Source organism: Clostridium manihotivorum, from assembly GCF_004015185.1.
Lineage (GTDB): Bacteria > Bacillota > Clostridia > Clostridiales > Clostridiaceae > Clostridium_AR > Clostridium_AR manihotivorum.
Genome location: NZ_CP025746.1, coordinates 104,819 through 129,265 on the forward strand (window position 1 = coordinate 104,819; position 24,447 = coordinate 129,265).

19 protein-coding genes, 2 tRNA genes, 1 other RNA gene and 2 pseudogenes are annotated in these 24,447 nt (G+C 31.9%); 8 read left to right on the forward strand and 16 right to left on the reverse strand.

Going from position 1 to position 24,447, the window contains the following annotated elements:
* Positions 1–10 precede the first annotated feature (10 nt).
* The 3 genes from C1I91_RS00465 to C1I91_RS00475 are packed head-to-tail and all read left to right on the forward strand — an operon-like array spanning position 11 to position 2,678.
* Positions 11–751, forward strand: a complete 741-nt coding sequence (locus C1I91_RS00465) for an HlyD family secretion protein (protein ID WP_128210735.1) — start codon at positions 11–13, stop codon at positions 749–751.
* Between the two features lie 11 nt (positions 752–762).
* A complete protein-coding gene (locus C1I91_RS00470) occupies positions 763–1,548 on the forward strand; it encodes an ABC transporter ATP-binding protein (protein ID WP_128210736.1) in 786 nt (261 codons plus the stop codon).
* A gap of 20 nt (positions 1,549–1,568) precedes the next feature.
* Positions 1,569–2,678, forward strand: a complete 1,110-nt coding sequence (locus C1I91_RS00475; protein ID WP_338032590.1) for an ABC transporter permease — start codon at positions 1,569–1,571, stop codon at positions 2,676–2,678.
* 50 nt (positions 2,679–2,728) lie between these two features.
* Here the strand turns inward: C1I91_RS00475 and ffs are convergent.
* The 8 genes from ffs to C1I91_RS00515 form a co-directional block, all read right to left on the reverse strand.
* An RNA gene (gene ffs / locus C1I91_RS00480) (signal recognition particle sRNA large type) lies at positions 2,729–2,992 on the reverse strand.
* 3 nt (positions 2,993–2,995) lie between these two features.
* Positions 2,996–3,085: transfer RNA gene (locus C1I91_RS00485), tRNA-Ser, on the reverse strand.
* Between the two features lie 163 nt (positions 3,086–3,248).
* Complete coding sequence (gene lgt, locus C1I91_RS00490; RefSeq protein ID WP_128210738.1) at positions 3,249–4,028, reverse strand: prolipoprotein diacylglyceryl transferase; 780 nt, start codon at positions 4,026–4,028, stop codon at positions 3,249–3,251.
* A 150-nt stretch (positions 4,029–4,178) separates the two neighbouring features.
* The gene (locus C1I91_RS00495) at positions 4,179–4,652 is read right to left on the reverse strand and encodes a hypothetical protein (protein ID WP_128210739.1); all 474 of its coding nucleotides are present in this window, start codon (positions 4,650–4,652) and stop codon (positions 4,179–4,181) included.
* A gap of 223 nt (positions 4,653–4,875) precedes the next feature.
* On the reverse strand, positions 4,876–5,619 hold the full coding sequence (locus C1I91_RS00500; RefSeq protein ID WP_128210740.1) for a TIGR03943 family putative permease subunit: 744 nt from the start codon (positions 5,617–5,619) through the stop codon (positions 4,876–4,878).
* A 12-nt stretch (positions 5,620–5,631) separates the two neighbouring features.
* Positions 5,632–6,534 (reverse strand): permease, encoded by a 903-nt coding sequence (locus C1I91_RS00505; RefSeq protein WP_238475901.1) that lies wholly within the window; start codon positions 6,532–6,534, stop codon positions 5,632–5,634.
* Positions 6,535–6,545: 11 nt separating this feature from the next.
* Entirely contained in the window at positions 6,546–7,145 is a 600-nt protein-coding gene (locus tag C1I91_RS00510; protein WP_128210741.1) for a GTP-binding protein, read from the reverse strand.
* A gap of 25 nt (positions 7,146–7,170) precedes the next feature.
* The gene (locus C1I91_RS00515) at positions 7,171–8,145 is read right to left on the reverse strand and encodes a GTP-binding protein (RefSeq protein ID WP_164880395.1); all 975 of its coding nucleotides are present in this window, start codon (positions 8,143–8,145) and stop codon (positions 7,171–7,173) included.
* Between the two features lie 547 nt (positions 8,146–8,692).
* Here C1I91_RS00515 and C1I91_RS00520 point away from each other — a divergent pair.
* Both C1I91_RS00520 and C1I91_RS00525 read left to right on the forward strand, forming a co-directional pair.
* The gene (locus tag C1I91_RS00520) at positions 8,693–10,732 is read left to right on the forward strand and encodes a M4 family metallopeptidase (protein WP_164880396.1); all 2,040 of its coding nucleotides are present in this window, start codon (positions 8,693–8,695) and stop codon (positions 10,730–10,732) included.
* 266 nt (positions 10,733–10,998) lie between these two features.
* Positions 10,999–12,050, forward strand: a protein-coding gene (locus C1I91_RS00525) for an IS630 family transposase (protein ID WP_128215871.1) whose coding sequence is annotated in 2 segments (ribosomal slippage) — positions 10,999–11,508 and positions 11,511–12,050 — 1,050 coding nt in all. Because the reading frame shifts where the segments join, the coding sequence is not laid out codon by codon here.
* Positions 12,051–12,172: 122 nt separating this feature from the next.
* On the opposite strand, the gene galT is transcribed toward C1I91_RS00525, so the two are convergent.
* The 6 genes and pseudogenes from galT to C1I91_RS00555 all read right to left on the reverse strand — a co-directional run bounded on the left by galT (position 12,173) and on the right by C1I91_RS00555 (position 18,382).
* On the reverse strand, positions 12,173–13,684 hold the full coding sequence (galT, locus tag C1I91_RS00530; protein WP_128210743.1) for a UDP-glucose--hexose-1-phosphate uridylyltransferase: 1,512 nt from the start codon (positions 13,682–13,684) through the stop codon (positions 12,173–12,175).
* A 31-nt stretch (positions 13,685–13,715) separates the two neighbouring features.
* A complete protein-coding gene (gene galE, locus C1I91_RS00535; protein WP_128210744.1) occupies positions 13,716–14,705 on the reverse strand; it encodes a UDP-glucose 4-epimerase GalE in 990 nt (329 codons plus the stop codon).
* Between the two features lie 66 nt (positions 14,706–14,771).
* Positions 14,772–15,932: a galactokinase gene (locus tag C1I91_RS00540; protein WP_128210745.1), complete on the reverse strand. Its 1,161-nt coding sequence runs from the start codon at positions 15,930–15,932 to the stop codon at positions 14,772–14,774.
* Between the two features lie 302 nt (positions 15,933–16,234).
* Complete coding sequence (locus C1I91_RS00545) at positions 16,235–16,957, reverse strand: amino acid ABC transporter ATP-binding protein (RefSeq protein ID WP_128210746.1); 723 nt, start codon at positions 16,955–16,957, stop codon at positions 16,235–16,237.
* Positions 16,954–17,604, reverse strand: coding sequence for an amino acid ABC transporter permease (locus C1I91_RS00550; protein WP_128210747.1), 651 nt, complete (start codon positions 17,602–17,604; stop codon positions 16,954–16,956). Before C1I91_RS00550 ends, C1I91_RS00545 begins: the two co-directional genes overlap by 4 nt.
* A gap of 10 nt (positions 17,605–17,614) precedes the next feature.
* Positions 17,615–18,382: pseudogene (locus C1I91_RS00555) on the reverse strand (transporter substrate-binding domain-containing protein).
* A gap of 512 nt (positions 18,383–18,894) precedes the next feature.
* On the opposite strand from C1I91_RS00555, the pseudogene C1I91_RS00560 reads away from it, so the two are divergent.
* Positions 18,895–19,946: pseudogene (locus C1I91_RS00560) on the forward strand (IS630 family transposase).
* 43 nt (positions 19,947–19,989) lie between these two features.
* Positions 19,990–21,528, forward strand: a complete 1,539-nt coding sequence (locus C1I91_RS00565; protein ID WP_128210748.1) for a P-loop ATPase, Sll1717 family — start codon at positions 19,990–19,992, stop codon at positions 21,526–21,528.
* A gap of 694 nt (positions 21,529–22,222) precedes the next feature.
* On the opposite strand, the gene C1I91_RS00570 is transcribed toward C1I91_RS00565, so the two are convergent.
* A tRNA-Ser gene (locus C1I91_RS00570) sits at positions 22,223–22,312 on the reverse strand.
* Positions 22,313–22,386: 74 nt separating this feature from the next.
* Positions 22,387–22,872: a hypothetical protein gene (locus C1I91_RS00575; protein ID WP_128210749.1), complete on the reverse strand. Its 486-nt coding sequence runs from the start codon at positions 22,870–22,872 to the stop codon at positions 22,387–22,389.
* Positions 22,873–23,164: 292 nt separating this feature from the next.
* Here C1I91_RS00575 and C1I91_RS00580 point away from each other — a divergent pair, with 292 nt between their 5' ends.
* Positions 23,165–24,304: an aminotransferase class V-fold PLP-dependent enzyme gene (locus C1I91_RS00580; RefSeq protein WP_128210750.1), complete on the forward strand. Its 1,140-nt coding sequence runs from the start codon at positions 23,165–23,167 to the stop codon at positions 24,302–24,304.
* The last annotated feature ends 143 nt before the right edge of the window (positions 24,305–24,447 follow it).

The window sequence follows — 24,447 nt, forward strand, 5'->3', positions numbered from 1 at the left end:
GGTCTATATCATGCTAAAAAGAACTACCTCATTTCTATTATTATTAATATCATTAAGTCTAGTAAGCTGTAACTCAAGCAAGAATTCCACTGAAAATATATATACAGGAACAGTAGAATGTGAAAGTTACACTATTTCTTCAGAAGTTTCTGGAAAGTTATCAGAATTTAATGTATCTGAAGGTTCTACAATTAAAGATGGTGACAAAGTTGCCAAAGTAGACTCTAAGGTATATGAGATACAGCAACTTCAAGCAGAAGGTGCATTAAAGATAGCTGAAGCTAAGCAATCTGATATACCTAGTAATGCTAAAGCATCAATAAAAGATGAGGCTCAAGGCTCCGTAGATCAAGCTAAAGCTTCAGTAGATTTAGCTAAACTACAAGTTGCAAAGTCTAGCATAACCTCATCTATAGATGGAATTGTAACAGATGTACTAGTTCATAAAGGCGATCTAATATCTACTGGAACTAATATTCTAAAAGTCAGTGATTTAAAAAATAAATATTTAAAAATATATATTGAAGAATCTAAGAGAGCAAAAGTTAAACTAAACCAATCTCTAACTATTAAGATTAATAACTCAACAGAAAAGGCTCAAGTTGTATATATATCAACTCAATCAGAATTTACTCCAAAAAACGTAGAGACCAAGAACGATAAGGAAAAGACATTATTTGAAGTAAAGTTAAAACTTCAAGAAAATAGTGTGGCTGTTCCAGGTCTTATGGCTGACGTAAGCTTAGAATAGAGGTGATACTAATGGATGCTATAGAAGTTCAAGGTTTAACAAAGAAATTTGGAAGTTATACTGCTGTTGATAATATAAGCTTTAATGTACCCAAAGGAAAGATCTTTGGATTCTTGGGACCAAATGGTTCTGGTAAGTCTACAACCATAAGAATGTTGTGCGGTGTTATAACCCCTACTGATGGATCTGCTAAAATCCTAGGCTATGATGTGACCAAAAATGTTTCTAAAATCAAGCAAAACATCGGATATATGTCTCAAAAGTTTAGTCTCTATGAAGACCTAACGGTTAGTGAGAACTTAGATTTTTATGCAGGCATTTATGGGCTTACAACAAAGCAAAGGAAGGAGCGAAAAAGTGGCATTATAGCTATGGCGGGCTTAGTAGGGAGAGAGAATGTTTTAACAAAAAATCTTTCTGGAGGTTGGAAGCAACGACTTGCTTTAGGCTGCGCTTTGATTCATAAACCTAAAATATTGATTTTAGATGAACCTACCGCTGGAGTTGATCCCGTATCTCGAAGAGTATTTTGGCAGATGATCTTTACATTAGCAAAGCAAGGAATCACCATACTTGTAACAACACATTACATGGATGAAGCCCAAAGTTGTGATAATATAGCTTTTATATTCAATAGCAAATTGATAGCATTGGGAACTCCTACGGAACTTATCGAAAGAGAACACGTATCCAATCTAGAAGATGTTTTTATAAGATATGTAGAAAAATCCACCAACCAAAAGATTCAGTCATCCTTTGAAGATTTAAAATTTCTAACCGGTGAGGAGATGACCTAACTATGAATATGCAGAGGTTTATGTCAATAGTAAAAAAAGAATTTATTCAGATAAAGAGAGATAAGGCTAGCTTTGCAATAGCAATAATGATGCCTCTAATTATGATATTACTCTTTGGATATGCAGTAGTTACAGAACTAGAAAATATCTCATTGCTTGTATTGGATCAAAGTAATACGGCAGAAAGCCGTGAATTAATAAAAGGCTTCGAGAATACCTCATATTTTAAAGTAGTTGGAAAAGTGCACAGCATCGAAGCCATTGAAAATTCTTTAGATAAAGGAACAGCCCACTCTGCCCTTATCATCCCACCAGATTATTCTGAAAAAATTGCACAAAATGCTAAGCCTACTATTCAATTCATCGTAGATGGCTCAGATCCAACTACAGCTAGAACGGCTTTTAGTAGTGGTATATTGGCTGCCCAGAACCAAAACACAAAGATACTTAGCAAATTTAATTCTAAGATAAATGTAAGTAACAATTTAGCAATAGATATAAGAACAAAAGTACTTTATAACCCAACTCTAAGAAATCAAAACTATACAATTCCAGGCCTTATAGGGCTTATTATGCAAAATATAACCATAATATTGACGGCTTTCGCTTTAGTCAGAGAGAAGGAACGTGGCACCTTAGAACAACTTATAGTATCTCCTCTAAAGTCACCTGAGATAATACTCGGAAAGCTTGTACCTTATATTGTCATTGGCTTCGCAGACTTTATATACTCCTTAGTCCTAGGTATATACTGGTTCAACATACCTATATCAGGAAGTATACCTCTGTTAATATTTTTAGGCTCTGGCTTCGTAGTTTGCGCATTAGCTATAGGTATATTAATATCTACAATAGCTAAAACTCAACTTCAAGCAATGCAAATGGCCTTTGTTGCATTACTGCCAAGTGTTTTACTATCAGGTTTTGTATTTCCAAGAGAAGCTATGCCAAAGATAATACAGTATCTAGGCAATATCATCCCCCTAACCTACTTCTTAAATATAATACGAGGAATAGCGCTAAAAGGGCTAGATATAGGGTATCTAATACAAGATGTAAGCTTATTGTTTATACTTGGTTTAGTATTATTAATTCTTAGTATATTCCGCTTCAGGAAAAAATTAGACTAACAAAAAAGCCTTTCAGTATAACTGAAAGGCTTTATAATTCAACTTAAAAGTCGTGCACCTCATGTCGACAATAATCTATGAGCGTTACCCATGCAGTTAGCTCAGGCCAGGCTGCTCCACGGCACACGACAGGAACCGCTTATCGCTGCTTCCTTCCGGACCTGACGAGGTTCACGGGCTGCCGTTGCGTGGGACCCAGCCATCAACACCACTTACATGGGGCAGGCCTCACAGATTAAGGCCTCGATGAGGAATTAAACCCTGCTATAGCGGATTGCAGGTACAGGGCACCGCTAACTCCCCGTCTAGCACGACTATGGCGGAGAGAGGGGGATTCGAACCCCCGGTAGAGTTTCCCCTACACACGCTTTCCAGGCGTGCTCCTTCAACCACTCGGACATCTCTCCATATATTATAGTGTGAGTTAAAGATATATATAAACATCATACTATCTTGCTGTCACGATTTTTATTATATATGTTTATATAACATTCGTCAACAGACAAATTTTATCCTATATTAGTAGTGTATTTGAAAAAGTGGGGCATACTTATAATGCCCCGTTATATACTAATAAAATATTCCCTTTTTTCTTCTTAATATTGCAGTTATAAGTATTATACCGAAAATAATTAATGCTCCGCTGACAACCTGAGCAGTTCTTAACCCAAAGGCCATATAAAGACTGTCTGTTCTCAATCCTTCTATAAAGAATCTACCAATAGAATATAGAATCATATAGCTTCCAAGAACTATACCTTTATGTTCGCTTTTTCTCCTATAAAGAATCACTAATAATATTATGCAAACAAGTATATTCCATAGCGATTCATATAAAAATGTAGGATTGTAATAAACACCATCAATAAGCATTCCACTTTGTATAAACTTAGGGAACTTGCTTATAAACTCTTGACTAACAACTCCCCCATGAGCTTCACCGTTAAAGAAATTGCCCCACCTTCCTATGGCTTGAGCCAGTATTATTGAAGGTGCTGCAATATCTGCAAACTCAAAAAAATTAAGTTTTTTAATTTTTGTATATATCAAAGCTGTAACTAGAGCAAAAATTACGCCTCCATGAATAGCAAGACCACCTTGTCTTATGTTTATAATTTGGCCAAGATTATTCTTATAATAATCAAATTCAAATACAACATAATAAAGCCTAGCTCCTATTATAGCCATCGGGAACGCTAAAATAAAAATATCCATAAGCTTGTCAAAACTAGTACCTTTCAGCTTACATGTAAAGTATGCCAATGCTAGAGCAGCAAGTACTCCAAATGAGATTAAAAGACCATACCATCTGATATCAAGTCCAAATACACTAAATGCAACTGGATTCATTAATGACTCCTCCCTTTCTAAACAGCAAAAGTTTATATTTTATTGTACCATAAAAGTATAAAAACTGTTAGATATTATCCATATATTTTATCTCCCACAAAAATCCACAAACAAAATTAGTCAATAAGTCCAAGTTTAATGTTTTTTAATCTAATTTAAATCCCTTAAGGCTTTATCAAGCTTGCTTGATTGTATCAGATTCTTTACAGATAGATCATAATATTCTTTTTCAGATCCAAAAATCATGAATCCATCTTTACCTTTATCAGAAGATTCTATAGGAAATAGCAATCTACGATAAAGTACTGAATCTAAAAAATTCTTTTTAGATCTAAAGGATTGCTCTTTATCATATATGAATTCTATTGATTTAGTATTGTCTCTTATCATATTTTCTTTTTCTGTATGGTCTATTCTTGTCTGCACACTTCTTAGTGTAAATCTCTTGCTAGTTAAGTTAACTATGTTTTCATATTCTTTATTTTCTTTTGATATTGTTATAGAAATATTCCCATTATGCACTATTATAATATCTGGTCTTGGTATTGGAGGATAAATGCTTATCACTATTAATATTATTATAAACAGGCATAAAATTGCCCATATGCGCTTTATCTTTCTCATCTTCACCTCAAGAAAACTTAACACATAAATCACTCCATTATGCAATCTACATCTTTAGGGATTGTGTTAATAATGCAAAAGTTACTTCAAATAGATTTATAATTCCAGTGCTTTATATTTATTTCAGTATCAACTAATAAATTCATAAATCTAATATCGTATAAACTTCACCTTAATTTAGTTAAAATCCTAAATTTTATATAATTATACAACTTACATGATATCAGTTTTGATAAATATACTGATTGAAAGGCTTAGGCTTAACAGTTAAATTGTCTGAAATAATAGTAGGTACTTCAACAAGTTTGTTTCCCTCATAGACTTTAGCACTTCCAAGAGTGCCTCGTATCTCTACCCATTGTCCACTTTTAGGGTAAGCAGCCTTATCAATAACTTTTATACCTATTATTTGAGAATCTGCTGCACAACAGCTCATGACAGTTCTAGCAATTATAAAGTCACTTTTATCCATATCTTGATTTTTATAGACCATACCTTCAGTAATAACTTGCCTTCCCTTATATTGATCTATGTTCTTTTCTATATCTTCTAGATAACAGTAGTAATTCTCCCCTAATAACTCTATGGTTCCACCAGGTATCCTATCATAATGATGATGATGGTCTCCAGTAGCATCCCAATAACTTCTTGTTGAAAGTTTTATTCCTTTAAGACTTATTCCTTCAGTGCCAATATCCTTATTAGTAGCTAGTACAATTATGAAGATTGCCACTAAAAATATTAGGTAATCCTTTTTCACTCCGCCTCTATCAGGCACAGTAAATATCTTAAAAAATTGTATAACAGCTATCACTAAAAGAGCCACTATAGCAAATACTAAATATTTATCCATCTTTGGGTGAACAAAATTTGAAATACTTGAGGTTTTTAACAGATAAATTAATAGTATAGAACTTAAAACCAGAGTCAAAAACCATAAAAGTTCATTGAAGTTAAATTTTTTCATAGTTTCTTCCTCCTAATATATTATACAACCAGCTATAAAGCATAATGAAAAAATGCAAAATAGCAGTTTTAACACGAAACTTTTCTTAAATGAAGAAAATAGCATAACCGTATTTTTCAAATCTATCATTGGCCCAAGAAGCAAAAATGACATAACAGCTCCTAATCCAAAACTATCCAAGAATGTGCTTGCAACAAAAGCATCTGCCTCAGAACATAGCGATGACAAAAACGCAAAGCCCATCATTATTAATATTGAAAAAGGTACATTGTGACCTAATAAAGCCAGCTTGTCCCTCGGTATAAGTACCTGACATAAGGCCGCTAAAGCAGCACCGATTATAAAATACTTTCCTATATCATAAAGTTCTTTAGATGAATGATCCAAAATGGTTAAAAACCTTGACTTACTGTTTTGATACCCACTACAACCGCATGTACATTTATCTTCTATATAAAAACCTCTCTCGGAAAGAACATCAAATCTACCATTTAATACATCAACTATATATCCTACTATTATTGATATTGATAAACCAAAAACAGCTCTATATAACAGTACCTTAATACTACCATTAAAAGCATAGTAGGTAGACATTAGTACAACAGGATTTATTATAGGCGTTGCAAGCATATAGGTTACCGCTACATTTAGTGGGACCCCCTTTTTTAAGAGCCCTCTTCCTATTGGTACCGTAGCGCATTCACACACAGGGAAAATCATCCCAATGAGAGATGCCATTAGTCCACCTAAAATCTTGTTTTTAGGAATTATCCTCTTAATAAGCTTCTCATCCAAGAATGTTTGTATAAACGCTGATACTAAAGCGCCTATTATTATAAAGGGCAGCGCTTCTAAGAAGATACTAGCAAAAATAATTGAAAAATACTGAACTATTCCAATAATATTATTCATATCAATCCTCTTTAAACAAACTTTTTAATTATGCTACAGTTTTTTACATCTTCATATAGACTTGTAGAGCTCCTGCATTGTAAAATATGGGCGTGAAGATTTATAGCCTTCAACATATCTTCCAATTGCCGCTTCTTCTCTTCACTAATGGAATCACAACTATTCATAACTATAAGATCTGCTGATCTTAAGTTAGGAATAATTAATGACCCCATATTCTTAATAAACATATTTAAAGTTAAACTGTCCACCACTGTAACAATTCCAGTAACCTTAACTTTTCTTTTTAACTCTTTTAAATTTAAGAATGTCAAGAAGTCATCTAAATTGCTTACTCCATTACACTCTATTATTATTCTTTTAGGTGCATAAAAATTGATAATCCTCATAAAGTTTTTTATATCTAATTGTTCATTCTTTTTGTACTTTCTTAGTGTTACGTTCTTTCTTTTTATTAATTCATCAGATAGCTGGGTTCTACCGTTTTCACATTGTAGTACAAGCAGCCCTTCATCAGCTTTCCCTGATATATCTATGAACGCCTGAAGGAATGATGTCTTTCCCGCCCCCAAGAAACCTGTCACTAATTCTATGTCAGTTTTCCCTAACATTTATAACCTCCTATTTATAGTTCTATTATCCGATATGCTTTTTAAAAAAAAGTTCTTCTATTGCAACCTTATCCAATTTACTTCCTATAACAGAAACTCTCCTATGACTTCTAGAGTTAATCTCCTTAATCTCTATATAGTTCGGAATATAATCAAACTTAATCCACTTTCCATCTAATAATTCAATTATTCCTTTAGCCCTTATGACAAATCCTACCCTTTTATCATCTTTGAGACTTTCTAGTATCAAGTTAACTTCATCAATACTAAATCTAGAATAAATCTCTTTAGCCCAAACATCAAAAACATCTTTAGCTAAACTATTAGTTACTGTCTTAGAATTTCTTATAACATGAGTAATATTTAGGGACTTTCTCGCTTGATTAGAGTCCCTCATTAAATCATCAATCCTTTGTTCACAAACACTTATTATTCTCTGGGAAGGCAACCTATCCCAAGGAGTTGTTATTATAGAACATCTGGGGTTTATTTTCCTTATGGCCATCACCACATGAGTAATTTCTTGATCATTGGAACTTTGAGTTCTGCTTAATATTACGGTTCTAGCATTTACAATTTGATTCGTATAAAATTCTCCAAAATTAGTTATATACAGATCAAAGTTGTTTATATCAACCACTACAGCTTGTATATTTATCTTAATATTACCCAACGAGTCTAAGGCTTTTATAAAAGACACCACTCTTGATAACTTGGCTACTCCAGAAGGTTCAATAATTAATCTGTCTGGATTATATTCTCTTGCCATTACATCAACAGCCTTAACAAAATCCTCACTTATTGAGCAACATATGCATCCTGAAACTATCTCTTTAATACATATATTACTTCCACCTAGCAACTCACCATCTATACCAACTTCACCATATTCATTTTCAATAATTACTATTCTTTCTCTATACAATTGCTCTTTTATTAATTTTTTAATCAAAGTAGTTTTACCTGCTCCCAAGAAGCCTGAAATTATGTCAATCTTCATATATGATATCCCCCTTAAATATTTCTTAGGAAATAGAACACTACAATTCATATTTACACCAATTTATATGTTATGCATTACTTTTAATTTGTTGCCTTAGTAATTATATTCATACTACACAAATATTTATACTAATTTAATAGATTATAAATTTTACGATTTTGTAAAGGTAAATACACAAAGCCATCTATATAAAGTGTTCACATAATAATATTATGTAACCCAACAGTTTCTTTTGTGCATTTACATTTTTTCAATTTTAAAACTTCTTAACAAATTAATTTATTTTATGTAAATTAATGTAATAAGGAGATTTAAGGACTTTACCGAAGATATTTTGAAAATTTAACCATTTTGTAACTTTTTTAAGACTTTATATATGTATCAAAACCCATATAATATAAATTAAACTCTTTAATTTTTTAACTTAAACCAGAGAATACTTTGGTTTATATATTCTTTTACCAAGAATTTTGGGGCAATAATTCTGGTTTAAGGGATAAGTTTATAGAGTTAATAATCTAATTAAATAAAAGGGGGCAACAAAATGAACAAGAAAATTATTTCATCCTTGATTGCTGTATCTGTTGTAACTACTTGCGTAGTGCAAGCTAAGTCATCAGCCTCAGCATCAACTAACAATGCTGAGGAGAAAAAGGCTCAGATTGTTGAAAAGTTAACCAAGCTAAGTGAAGGAAAGTTAAAATCTGATCTTCACAAGAGTAAAGAAAAGGATGGTAAACTGCAAGTCTTCATCTCTGGTAAACTTTCAGACAAGCAAGCTATAGATGAAAAGTCAGCACTAACTTTCCTTGAAGACAACAAGGACTTGTTTGGTGTAAAGGAACCATCAAATAACTTTAAAATCCTATCTATAAATAAGGACGAGTTAGGCTTTACTAATGTAAAGGCTGCTCAGCTTATAAATGGAACACCGGTAAGAGGAGCTGAAATCATAGTTCAATTTGATAAGACAGGGGTTGTATCTAATGTATCCGGATCACTAGCTAGTGGCGTTGATTCTCCAAAATCAATAATTGCTAACACTGTAACTGAAAAACAAGCTATAGATACAGCAAAAAAGCAATTTAAGTTCAATTCATTAGCAAAAGATCCTACTGTTGAAAAACAGATAATTGTTTTAGATGGTAAAGCTTATGACACTTATAAAGTTAATATCTACTATCAAGATCCAGAGATAGCTAACTGGGACGTATTTATAGACACTAACTCAGGAAATGTTATTGATAAGAAGAGCAAGATAAGATTTGATGGAAATGTTACAGGAAGTGGTACCTTAGTAGATGGAACTACTAAGTCCTTAAATCTATATCAATCAGGTTCTTCATATCAAATGCTAGACAAGACTAAGGCGATGACTGGTCAAATAAAAACTTATACTGCTGCTAACAGAGAAACAGAACCAGGAACCTTAGTTGCCAATTCATCTTCAACCTTTAATACAACAAGCTTCAAGGCACCAGTAAGCGCCCACTACTATGCAGGAGTAGTTTATGATTTCTATAAGAATCTTCTTGGAAGAAACAGTATAGATAACAATGGAATGTCAATAATCTCAACTGCTCACTATGGTAGTGCTTATAATAATGCTTACTGGGATGGTAACCAAATGGTTTATGGTGATGGAGACGGAACCACCTTCACTTATTTCAGTGGTGATCTAGATGTAGTAGGACATGAGCTTACCCATGGTGTAACTCAATACACTGCTAACCTAGACTATCAAGATGAGCCAGGTGCTCTAAATGAATCAATGTCAGATGTAATGGGCGTATTGATAGATAGCTATGATAAGTATAATGTTAGAGGTGGTGGCACTTGGCAGTTTAGTTCTACTGACTGGGTTGTTGGTGATAAGATATACACTCCTGGAACTCCTGGTGACGCATTAAGAAGTCTGGCTAATCCGACTCTATATGATCAACCTGACAATTACAGCAACTATGTTAGTACTAGTGATGATAATGGAGGGGTTCATACAAACAGTGGTATCCCTAACAAAGCAGCTTACTTAGTTGCTCAATCCTTAGGCTGTGAAAAAACCGCAAAGATATACTATAGAGCTCTTACAACTTATATGAGTTCTTCTACAGACTTCTTAGCTGCTAGAAATGCTATAGTAAAAGCTGCTACAGATTTATATGGCGCTTCAAGTGCTGAAGTGACTGCAGTTAACAATGCATTTAGCGGGGTAGGAATAGGTTCATCAACTACACCAACTACTGATCCATATGAACCTAACGATACTACAGCTCAAGCTTATGCAATAACTTCAGGAACAGCTTACAGCTCATATATAGCTACTTCTACTGATAAAGATTATTACAAATTAAGTGCAACAAGCGGGAAAACCATAAGCATAAGCTTAACAACTTTACCTAAAGACTATGATTTATATCTATATAACAGCAGTGGTACTTTAGTAGCAAAATCAGTAAATGGTTCTACAACTTCAGAGAGTATAAGTTATACTCCATCTTCTTCAGGAACCTACTATATACTTGTCTTTGGCTACAACGGTAACTATAGCACTGCTACAAAGTATACTTTAAAAGCTACATTCTAGAATAATAAAAAACCACTAAAGTGCTTTTCTTTAGTGGTTTTTTTGCGCATCTACCTTTTCTGACCGTATGTGAAGAAATTCTGGCAGGCGACATATTTTCTCTTTTACTTTTTATTTTAATAGCATTCCTAATATACTTAAGATTAATATATATAAGTTCTATTTAATAAAATTCATTACCATTTAATTTCCGTTTATACTATTTGCTAAGAATACACAAAATAAATATATATTTATTTTGTGAGGTGATTCAAATGAATAATGTGATGAAGAATACAGTTGAATATAATAATAAAGCAATATTGGAATTACAAGCGGCAATGAAAAAAACTAAAAATATAAGAATGTATAAACGATACTCTGTAGTTTTAAAGCATTTTCAAGGCTTTCAGAATAAAGTAATTGCAGAAATGGAAGGGTTAGAAGAGCATGCTGTTGGTAGCTATATTAAAAAGTATAAAGTCAATGGGTTAGAAGGTCTTGCTATGAAGAAACCATCTGGTGCCCCTAGAAAATTAAGCCCTGAGCAAGAACAAGAACTTATTTATGTAATAACAAATAACACGCCTGACGAAGTAGGCTTTGAAGCAATAAAAAACTGGACAATTAAGTTAATATGTCAATGGGTTATGCTTAACTTTAAAATTATTATAAAACATAGCGACATGGCAGTTATACTTCATAGGCTAAATTTGAGTTATACAAGACCAACATACGTACTGAAAAAGGCTGATAAGGAAAAACAAGAAGTTTTTAAAAGGGATTTTGAAACTCTAAAAAAAAACACCTTGATGGCTTAGTTGATACTATATTATTTCAAGATGAATCAATGATAAGAGATTATCAGGCTATTCAAAAGACATGGTTTGTAAAAGGTCAACAACGAAAGATACCTACTTATGGAAAGAATGCAGGCGTAAAATTAATAGGAATATTAGATTATGAAACCGGTCATGTCTATTGTGAAGAACATGATAAATATGATGCTGTAGTATTTCTTGAGTTTTTAAAGAAGGTGCTTTCGCAATACCCGAAGGGTAAAATAGTGATTGTTCTTGACAATGCTAGGATTCATCATGCTAAGTTGATACAACCGTTTTTGGAAGAAATGAAGGATAGACTTGAATTAATGTTTTTACCACCATATAGTCCAGAACTAAATCTAATTGAGGGGTTATGGGGATGGTTAAAATCATCTGTAGTGAATAATGTGTTCTTTAAGAGTGTGAATCGTGTTAAGGATTCAATACAAAATTTCATTAGAACAATAAATAAGGTTCCTACAGCAACAATAGACAGGCTATGCGTTAGAATGTAGAAACCTTATTAGAACTTATATACATAAGATTTATAAAAAGTGAATGGCTAAATAAAGAGTAAAACTGTATGTCCGAACGTAGTGAGTTTACATTTTCAGCCATGGAATATGACAAAATCATATTATAATGAAGCTACAAACTTATCAAAAGCACTTAGTCCCACTTCATCTCTTTTAAATACTCCACAATGTTCAAGAACCTTTGCAAACTTAATTCCAACTTCTTTTCTAATTATGCTCTCTACATTACCTAAAGATATATCGTCATAAATACTTATCATATCTTCAGCCCAGCTTTTATGCTTATATAATTCAGATTCCTTACTAATAGATTCTAATTTACATTCACCTATTAGATAAGCTTCTAAACTTTTGAGCTCATCCTTAAGCCTAGCTGGCAATACAGCAAGCCCCATAACTTCAATAAGACCTATATTCTCCTTCTTTATATGATGAAGTTCTCTATGAGGATGGAATATTCCGTCTGGATGCTCCTCAGAAGTTCGGTTATTTCTAAGAACTAAGTCTACTTCAAATAATCCATTCTTCTTTCTAACAATAGGAGTTATGGTATTATGAGGAGTCTCACCTGTAAATGAAATTATATCTACAGACTCATCAGAATATTGTCTCCAGCTATTCAATATATGATCAGATAATTCAACTAATCTTTCAATACTATTTCCTTTAAGTCTAATCACACTCATCGGCCACTTAACTCTTGCTACAGACATATCTTCGAAGCCTTTAACAACATAGGTTTTTTCAGTATCTGCAGTTGCCATAGCAAATTCATAATTCCCTCCTTGGAAGTGATCGTGAGTTAAAATGGATCCTCCAACAATAGGTAAATCAGCATTAGACCCCAAGAAATAATGTGGAAACTTATCAACAAATTGAAGAAGTCTTACAAAGCTTTCTTTTCCAATCTTCATTGGTTCATGACTTCCTTTGAATACTATACAGTGCTCATTGTAATAAACATAAGGTGAATACTGTAGATACCAATCCTCTGAGTTTAGATTCAAGGGAATAATTCTATGATTTTGTCTAGCTGGATGATTTATCCTTCCAGCATAACCTTCATTTTCTCTACAAAGTAAGCATTTAGGATAAGAACTAGATGGCATATTTTTAGCCAGTGCTATAGCTTTAGGATCCTTTTCAGGCTTAGATAGATTTATAGTTATATCTATGTCTCCATATTCAGTGTTAACCTTCCACTTCAAATCCTTTTGAACTCTATCCCATCTTATATAATTAGAATGTCTACTTAAATTATAGAAATAATCAGTTGCCTTCTTATTATCTTGTTCATATAAAGAATTAAACTTTTCTATTATCTCTGAAGGTCTACCTATAAGGCATCCCATAATTTTAGTATCAAATAAATCTTTTGCTACCACTCCACCATCCTTAAGAACTCCATTATCTGAAGCAAAGGAAAGTATATTTTCTAAGATTGATTCTAAAGATTTTTCTTTGTGATTTTCCGTATATTCGTCTATCTCTGTTAACTCTAATACTTCTAACAATCTATTTTTAGTATAAATTCTATCTAAAGGACTTATAAGTTCCTTCTCTATAGCATAGTCTAATAAACTCTCTATCTCTTTTGAAATATTTATAACCATCTTTCTTATCCCCTATACTTATAACAGCATTTTACTCCTCAAATCCATTTACATGTGTTTCATGGAAGTTCCAAGCTGATGCTATTATTTCTTCTACATTATTATATTTAGGTTCCCAACCTAAAACCTTCTTTGCCTTATCACTTGATGCAATTAATACTGCTGGATCTCCAGCTCTTCTTGGACAAACCTCTGCTGGTATAGAATGTCCAGTAACTTTTCTAGCTGCCTCTACCATCTCTTTAACAGTAAATCCACTTCCACTTCCTAAATTGAATACATCACTTTGCCATCCATCCCTAAGCTTGTTGAATGCTAAAAGATGTGCATCAATAAGATCTTTTACATGTATATAATCTCTTATACATGTACCATCCTTAGTATCATAATCATCTCCAAAAAGACTTATCTTTTCTCTCTTATTTAATGGTACCTGTAAAATAAGAGGAATAAGGTGAGTTTCAGGAGTATGATCCTCTCCTATTAAACCATTTGGATGAGCCCCTGCTACATTGAAATATCTAAGTGCTATATATCTTAAACCATGTGCTTTGTCAGCCCATTTCATCATTTTTTCCATAGCAAGCTTTGTTTCACCGTATGTGTTTGTTGGTTCTGTCTTATCAGTTTCAGTTATAGGAACTGTTTCAGGCTCTCCATAAACAGCAGCAGTAGATGAAAATACTATTTTCTTAACATCATTATCAACCATTGCTTGAAGTAATACTTCAGTACCATGAACATTATTATTATAGTACTTTAAAGGTAATTGCATACTTTCCCCAACAAGAGAATTCGCAGCAAAATGTATTACCCCTTCAACATTATTTTCCTTGAACACCTTGTCCATAAAATTATAGTCTCTTATGTCACCCTCATAAAACTTTGCTTCTGGGTGCAAAGCCTCCTTATGTCCAGTTTGAAGGTTGTCTACTACTATAACGTCCTCGCCTCTTGCAATAAGCTCGTATACACAGTGAGAACCGATATACCCAGCTCCTCCGCAAACTAAAATACTCATCAAAATCATCTCCTACATATTAATAGTTAGTTTTTTACTTCTCCTATTATAGTTTATCAGTTATTGTTATAGCTTTCTAGCACCATCACCAATTTGAGCCACATAGAAATCGGCTTCATATCCAATATTTTCTTTATATTGTGATCCTACATTTTTTATAAAATCTTGAACAAACTCATTCTTTACTATACTTACTGTGCATCCTCCAAAGCCTGCTCCAGTCATTCTTGATCCAATAACTCCCTTTTGATCCCATGCAAGTTCAACTAAAGTATCAAGTTCTATTCCTGTAACTTCATAATCATCACGCAAAGACACATGAGATTCATTCATTAATTTACCAAACAAGTCTATATCCTTATTACTTAGAGCTTCTACCGCCCTTAGAGTTCTTTGATTTTCATAAACCGCATGTTTAGCTCTTTTTACATTTATATAATCTTTAATGAGCCCTTTATTAGCCTCAAAAGTTGCTTCATCGATCTCACCCAGCGCTCTTATATCAAGCCCTACCTGCAAGTCCTTTAGAGCTTCCTCACATTGGCTTCTTCTTTCGTTATACTTTGAGTCAGCTAAGCCTCTTCTCTTATTTGTATTAGCTATTACTATTGATGCGCCTTCAATATCTACCTTCGCGTATTCATACTTTAATGTATTTGTATCTAATAAAATAGCGCAACCCTCTTTACCCATTCCTATGGCAAATTGATCCATTATTCCACAATTGACACCTATAAATATATTTTCTGCTTGCTTACTTAGCTTCACCATCTCAATCATATCTACATCAAAGGAAAATAGGTCCTTTAGTATTACAGCAGTAGCTAATTCTATTGATGCTGATGAAGATAATCCTGCACCATTAGGAATATTTCCATAAAAAAGTACATCCATACCACTAGTTATTTTCTTACCACTTTCATTAAAAGCCCATATTACTCCTTTAGGATAATTTGCCCAATCATGACCCTTCTCATATTTTATTTCATTAACATCGAATTCTATTATGCCTAATTGATCAAAATTCTTGGAGTATAGCCTTACCTTTTTATCATCTCTTTTTGTGGCAATTGCATAAGTACCAAAGGTTAGAGCACAAGGGAATACATTGCCACCATTATAGTCTGTATGCTCTCCAATCAGATTAACTCTTCCAGGTGCAAAGTAAGCTCCCTGACCTTCAGCACCAAATACTCTTTCGAAATCAATCTTTAAATCATTAACCATATCTTATTCCTCCCATATTAGCCTGTAAAATATATATTTTTTCTTCCTTATGAACAAGTAAACATTATCATTAATTAAATTCTATAACACTATTAGTAAAATTACAATATTTTTTTACTTAATTTTTACTAGTTTTTTTACTAAAGGTTAAAGTGCCTAATCTTATTACTCAAAGCTCTATAAAATTTCAATACCTTCTTAGCTTTATATTTCGTTAACTTTGAGATAATGCAACCTTAAATAAAAAAAGTGATACTATAATAAATCTTGTTTATTATAGTATCACTTTTAAAATCTACAAATTATAAAACCTTATTTAAAAAGTCCTTTGTTCTTGGGTTTTGAGGATTGGAAAATATATCATTTGGATCACCCTGCTCCACGATATAACCTCCGTCCATAAATATAACTCTATCCGCTACTTCCCTTGCAAATCCCATTTCATGAGTAACTACTACCATAGTCATTCCTTCATTTGCAAGCTCCTTCATAACCTGTAGAACTTCCCCTACCATCTCTGGGTCTAGCGCTGAGGTAGGTTCATCAAATAACAATATCTCTGGATTCATAGCTAGAGCCCTTGCTATAGCTACTCTTTGCTTCTGCCCACCAGATAATCTATCTGGATATTCATTAGCCTTACTCCCAAGTCCTACTTTTTCTAAAAGCTCAACAGCTTTTTTCTTAGCATCTTCCTTGTTCATTTTTTTTAATTCTACCGGTGCTAAAGTTATATTATCAATTACACTAAGATGTGGAAATAAGTTGAATGATTGAAATACCATTCCTATTTTTTCTCTTATCCTATTTATATTTACCTTTGGGTCACTTATAGACTCACCATCTATGACCACACTTCCACCGTCTATATCTTCAAGTCTGTTTAAACATCTTAAAAATGTACTTTTCCCTGAACCCGATGGACCTATAAGACAAAGAACTTCACCTTGTTCTACATTAAGATCAATTCCCTTAAGAACTTCTAATTTTCCAAAGTGCTTTTTTAGACCATCAACCTTTATCATATGTTCATGCTCCTTTCTATTCTTTTAGAGATGATTGAAAGCAATGTTATGATAATCAGATACATCACAGCTACAGCTCCCCATATCTGAAATGATTTGTAAGTTGAAGCGATGACAATTTCTCCACTTTGAGTTAACTCTTGTATTCCTATAACAGATAATATAGAGGTATCCTTAAGAGATATTATAAATTGGTTAATAATAGCTGGAGTCATTCTTCTAATAGCCTGAGGTAAAATTACTTTTCTCATGGCTTTTGAGTACGGAAGTCCAAGGCTTCTTGCAGCTTCCATTTGACCTTTATCTAGTGATTGTATTCCCGCTCTAAAGATTTCAGCCATGTAAGCTCCTGCATTTAAACTTAGCGCTAAAGAGCCTGCAAACATAGCACTTATTTTTATATCTAATGCACCTGGTAGTCCAAAGTATATAAAAAATGCTTGAACTATTAGAGGAGTACCTCTGATTAAATCAACATATACCACTGCTATTGATTTTAACACCTTATTCTTAGAGATATTAAACAGTCCAAATACTAATCCAAGTATAGAAGCAAAAAACAACGAGATAACAGTAAGTTTTATAGTTACAGCAAGTCCACTCAATAAACTTGGCAAACTATCTTTAATTATAGAAAAGTTATCCATAGAAAATCTCCTATTTATTCTTTATATATTTTGCTAGTATCTTGTCATATTCGCCATTCTCTTTTATCTTCTTCAAACCAGCATTAAACTTATCTAGCAGTTCCTTATTCTTTCCCTTATTAACAGCAAATCCGTAAGTATCTTTAGTAAGTCTGTCACCAACTACCTTTAATGAAGGTGTTGAATCAGTAGCAATCTTATATGCTATAACTGGATAATCTTCGAAATTAACATCAGCGTTTCCATTTATAACCTCTTGAAACATTGATGGAGAATCATCAAAATATCTTATATTTGCATTATATTTGTCTTTTACTTGTTCTGCATATTTTGAACCTGCAGTACCTTTTTTTCACTGCAAATATTTTTCCTTTTAAATCATCAACTGACTTTATTGAATTATTATCAGCTTTTACTACTATAGAAATACCTGCATTAAAATAACCATCTGAAAAGTCTAAAGTTTTCTTTCTCTCATCAGTTATACTCATTCCAGCAATAGCTCCATCTATTTGGTTTGAAGTTATTCCAGGAATTATACCTTTAAAATTCATTGGCTTTAATTCATATTGAAAGTTTTCACTTTTAGCTACAGCATCAAGTATCTCAACATCAATACCTACATACTTACCGTCCTTTTCATATTCAAATGGTGCAAATGTTGCATCTGTAGCTATGACATATTTTTGCTACTTCCTTCATTTCCCTTTGAACATCCAACAAATGTAGCGCTTAAAATAGTAACTGCAGTAAGCAGTGCTAATGTTTTCTTTAACATAATTTATTCCTCCTTGGTATTTTAAAAGACGCTCCTCAAAGGGTATAACATACCCCTCAAAGAACGCCATTGTTCATCTAGCTAATTTACTTTTTTCAACTTTACATAATAATATTATATGTACAAATTGCAAGTTGGTCAAGCAAATTATTCATTTTCAATAATAGTAATATTTTCTTAACTACTATAACGAATATCTTCATATTATATCGTTTTCAGTTGAATAAAAATAGTATTTATAAATAACATTTTTTTAAAATTTTACACATTTATTCGAATGTTTTCATTACTTTAGCTATATATTAAACTATAGTAACATTATACATTTTCAATAGTAACAATGCATTTGGAATTATTTTCAAAATGTATTATAATAATATTATTACTTTTGTTAATATATAAGTTCTATTTAATAAAATTCATTACCATTTAATTTCCGTTTATACTATTTGCTAAGAATACACAAAATAAATATATATTTATTTTGTGAGGTGATTCAAATGAATAATGTGATGAAGAATACAGTTGAATATAATAATAAAGCAATATTGGAATTACAAGCGGCAATGAAAAAAACTAAAAATATAAGAATGTATAAACGATACTCTGTAGTTTTAAAGCATTTTCAAGGCTTTCAGAATAAAGTAATTGCAGAAATGGAAGGGTTAGAAGAGCATGCTGTTGGTAGCTATATTAAAAAGTATAAAGTCAATGGGTTAGAAGGTCTTGCTATGAAGAAACCATCTGGTGCCCCTAGAAAATTAAGCCCTGAGCAAGAACAAGAACTTATTTATGTAATAACAAATAACACGCCTGACGAAGTAGGCTTTGAAGCAATAAAAAACTGGACAATTAAGTTAATATGTCAATGGGTTATGCTTAACTTTAAAATTATTATAAAACATAGCAAACATGGCAGTTATACTTCATAGGCTAAATTTGAGTTATACAAGACCAACATACGTACTGAAAAAGGCTGATAAGGAAAAACAAGAAGTTTTTAAAAGGGATTTTGAAACTCTAAAAAAAACACCTTGATGGCTTAGTTGATACTATATTATTTCAAGATGAATCAATGATAAGAGATTATCAGGCTATTCAAAAGACATGGTTTGTAAAAGGTCAACAACGAAAGATACCTACTTATGGAAAGAATGCAGGCGTAAAATTAATAGGAATATTAGATTATGAAACCGGTCATGTCTATTGTGAAGAACATGATAAATATGATGCTGTAGTATTTCTTGAGTTTTTAAAGAAGGTGCTTTCGCAATACCCGAAGGGTAAAATAGTGATTGTTCTTGACAATGCTAGGATTCATCATGCTAAGTTGATACAACCGTTTTTGGAAGAAATGAAGGATAGACTTGAATTAATGTTTTTACCACCATATAGTCCAGAACTAAATCTAATTGAGGGGTTATGGGGATGGTTAAAATCATCTGTAGTGAATAATGTGTTCTTTAAGAGTGTGAATCGTGTTAAGGATTCAATACAAAATTTCATTAGAACAATAAATAAGGTTCCTACAGCAACAATAGACAGGCTATGCGTTAGAATGTAGAAACCTTATTAGAACTTATATATTAAATTTAGTGGGTGATTTTATGTCTAGAGATACTAATTGTTTTAATGATAATGTTAAGCTAAAAGATATTTTTATCGGATATGCTAACGGTGAAAGCGAATCCACTGAAAAAAACTTCCTAAATCTATTCTATATAAATAATAATTATGATGAAATAATATCTAACAGAAACAAATTCATAATATCTGGACGTAAAGGCACTGGTAAAACCATACTAGCTAAATATATCGAGAGGAATTACTCTAATAAAGGATATGTATGCACTACTAGGAAGATTAGCGATTTTAATCTTCAGACACTGATAGATCTTAATGAAACTGTACTTCCTAAAAGTGAGATATCAGTATTTTGGAAATGGACAATCCTTCTTGAAATATGTAGGTTAATCTTATCTAGAAAGCCAGAACCATACAATTTTAAAACTATGTTTCACCATAATAGGCTTAAACACTTTTATTGCAGCTTATATTCAGAGAAAATCTTTTCAATGACTTCCTTTACTAAAAGTAATAATAACAAATTAAATACATTGTTAAAAGTTCCTTCTCCATTAAATGAAATAAACACTTCTGCTGAGATTGCCTATAATATAACAAAAAACTTTCAGAAAAATAAATACTATAATCTATTAAGTAAATTAGATAATTTACTCAACAAGTGTCTCCCTCATTATAATATAATTTTAATCTATGATGACTTAGATGAGTTTCAAAGAAATATACAGGATGATTGCTCTTACATCGATTTGCTTCTTTCCCTAATAACAGTAAGCAATGATATCAACCTACAACTTATAAATGCTAATTCTTCTAACAGTAGAATATTAATATTATTAAGGGATGACATATTAAATACCCTTCATTTATATTCAGCTAACTTAAATAGATTAATCGTAGATTGTGAAGTAAACTTGAATTGGCCAAAAATAGCTTGCAAAGAACCTTGGGAAAATCCCTTAATGGATATGATATTATCTAAGATTTCTGTTTCTGTAAAAGAGTTTTCTAATATGAGTAAAGAGTGCCTTTATCAAAGACTTTTCCCTGAAAAGATAAACCATCAAGAAGCTTCTGACTATCTTATGGATTACAGTTTTGGCAGACCAAGGGATATAATTAATTACTTGAATATAATCAAAAACACCTATCCTAATGCCAAGTACTTTGGTTCTCAACTCTTTACAAGTTGTAAGTCAGTTTATTCAAACAAGTTTCTTAATGAACTAGAGAATGAACTATCAATCCATAACACCCCTAAAGTTGTTCAAGAATCGCTAAACCTCATAAGAGATCTTAAATATCAAACCTTTGATTATGCAACAATAAAAGACTTTTATAATAAGAATATAACTAACTACCCTAATATAATAAGTCTAGATAATTGTCTAAACTTCTTATACAAATTTGGAGTTATAGGCAACACCAAAAACATAAGTAAAAGTTTAAGAAAACCAAAGTATAAAATAACTTGGTGCTATGGAGAAGGCGGTTCGTCAAATCCAAACTTCTCAGAAAAGTTTATAGTACATTATGCTCTAAGAAAAAACTTCGGAATATAAGATTATATTTTATAAACTATACCTATAGAAAATATCGTAATAAAAGGCACCAGTAGGTGCCTTTTTTCACGGGCTCTTTCGTCCCAAATTTAACGGGCTCATTCGTCCCAGGATAATTATTTTATCCTTTTGATTTTCTCTATATACAATATACTCTCATACATTTTAAATTGTTACCGCTTTATTGATTTATTATTATATAAATTTAATTTTTTATCTATAATTTATAAAACCACCATTTAAGATTATATCACCTGCTAATTATATTATCTACCATAAATTTACACTTTATGTTGTCCTATTTTTTTCATACTATATCTATCCAGCTTCAACCATTAATTTATGCATGGCTTATGATCCCAGGAAGCCAGGATCACCTAATCCCCAGAAGCCTAGATTATCGAACACCCATAAATTAAGTTTTCATAAAGGGTACCTATAGAGCCATTTCAAATCACAACGTTATATTTATATTAACCAACTTCACTTAATATGAATCTTTTTTTTCACCTCTACCTTTCCAAATGCTATGAGGAAAATCTGGCAGACGAATAAGATTTCTTTTCCTACTGTTTATCCTAAAAAGCTATTCTAAACCTTTTATATCGCTAGGCTTAGCCAATAAAGAACTTTATACTTTTCTTAACAGTAAAAAAACTACTATACAAATTAAGTATAGTAGCTTCTTCACTAATGGCGGAGAGAGCGGGATTTGAACCCGCGGTAAGGTTGCCCCTACACTTGTTTTCGAGACAAGCTCCTTCGGCCACTCGGACATCTCTCCAAATCAATAGTAGCCTTAACAAAGCAAGGGTATCTTTTAATTAATTTCCTCTGAATGGCTTACAATTTTATATACTATGCCTCTTCCTCTTGTCTTAACATCATACTTCTATACTTTTCATTTTTGCTATAAAAGTTTTCTTCTAAAAAAGCATGAGCCTTTTCCATATTTTCTTGACCATACAAAAAGCCTAACATCGAGCAAGTACTAGCTTTAAACCAAACAGCACAAAAAGATTCATCAAGAAGAAGATAATTTGTTTTATTTTCATCTATGCCTCTTATTTCAACTTCATCCTTTGAATTTATTAGATAGTCAAAATGATTTAGCATACTTAGCATTATCTTATTTCCATTCTCATCACTGTCATTAGCAATTTGTACAAAATAATATGCCCAAGCAAGAAGAACATTTTCTTCTACATTCATACCAGCTACCCTATCACCTATAGTAGACTTAAAAAAGTTATACATAAAAGCTGATATCTTATTAAAATTCTCTTCAAACTTCTTAGAGTAAAGATTCATATCATACCCTACTAACATTTCTACCTTATCCACTTTTATTCCCCCTCATATATTCTATTATTGTATATACCCTTTCTCAAAAACTCATATTTGAAAAACCTCATCTTTAAACCCATAAGAGGTTAAAAATTTTATATCGAATTAGTATATATTTTATTATACCACTTATAAATTTAAACTGTATCAAAACTTGAATAACTTGGTTAAAAATAATCATAATTTCTTGAAAATGAGAACCTTAAAATAAGTGTATCTAAACCTCATAAAAGCCAACACTTCTTAATATATTTAATATAAAGAGCTTTTTAAAAATTGGAGGTATGAAATGAGAACGATTTACTTGAATAATGCCTTCTCTTCTTATCCAAAAACTCCTAATCTATATGACAATATATTCAAGTACTTTACAATACTAGAGTCTAATAGAAACTTTATAGAATATATAGACGAAATAAAATCAATGATAGAGGAAACTAGAAATCTTTTATGTAGATTAGTGAATAATAAGAATAGTAGCAATGTAATATTTACCTCAAACTCCACATTAGCAATAAATATGATCCTAAAGGGTATATTAAACAAAAAAGACCATGTCATTGTTTCTTCCATTGAAAATGATGTTATTATGAAGCCAATAAACTCTATGATATACAGCGGCTTAGACATATCGAAGATTCCTTGTAATGAATCAGGTCAGCTTGATACAACAATAATACCAAAACTTATAAATAGACATACAAAAGCAATAATTTTATCTCACGTTTCAAACATATCTGGGACAATCCTTCCGCTTGAAGAGATTGGACAAATCTGTGATAAGTATAACCTATTCTTTATAGTAGATGCTTCTCAAAGCATTGGTACGGTGGAAATAGACAATGAAAAGTTACATGCAGATGCTATAATTTTTAGCGGAAATAAGTATTTGCTTGGGCCTGAAGGAATAGGCGGCTTTATTGCAAGTGATAAGCTTATAAGTAATATGTCTTCAATAAGTACTATTAACAGTCAGAATTATTCAAATTATATGGAGTCAATAAACAACAATCTTGAACTTGGTACTCTAAATTACATGGGCATATATGGTTTAAACCTCGCATTAAAATTCCTATTAAATATAGGAATAGCTAATATTAAACTTAAAACAGATGAGCTAACTTCATTATTTATAAAAGAGGTTTTAAATATAGGTGGTTTAAAGATTATAGGAAATAAAAACATAGAAGACCGAAGTTGTATAATATCCTTAAAGCTTGATTCTATCAAACCTATAGAAATCCATGAAAAGCTCTTAGGAGATGGTATTTATACAGGCGTTGGCTTATTCTGCAACTCATCCTATAACAAATTAATAAATACATTTCCGACTGGACTGCTAAGACTAAGTTTCAATTACTTTAACACTTTAGAAGATATAATCTTTACCATAGATAAGCTCAACACAATTATTAGGAATATATCTTAGACTCTTTATCATTTACTATAAGTTTCTATGCAATAAAAAAATCACTGATAATGATCATGCTGAACGTACAAAAATATAACGTAATAAAAGCATCTTTAAAATTTCCTTTCTATGAAATAAGGAAGTTTTAAAGATGCTCGCTT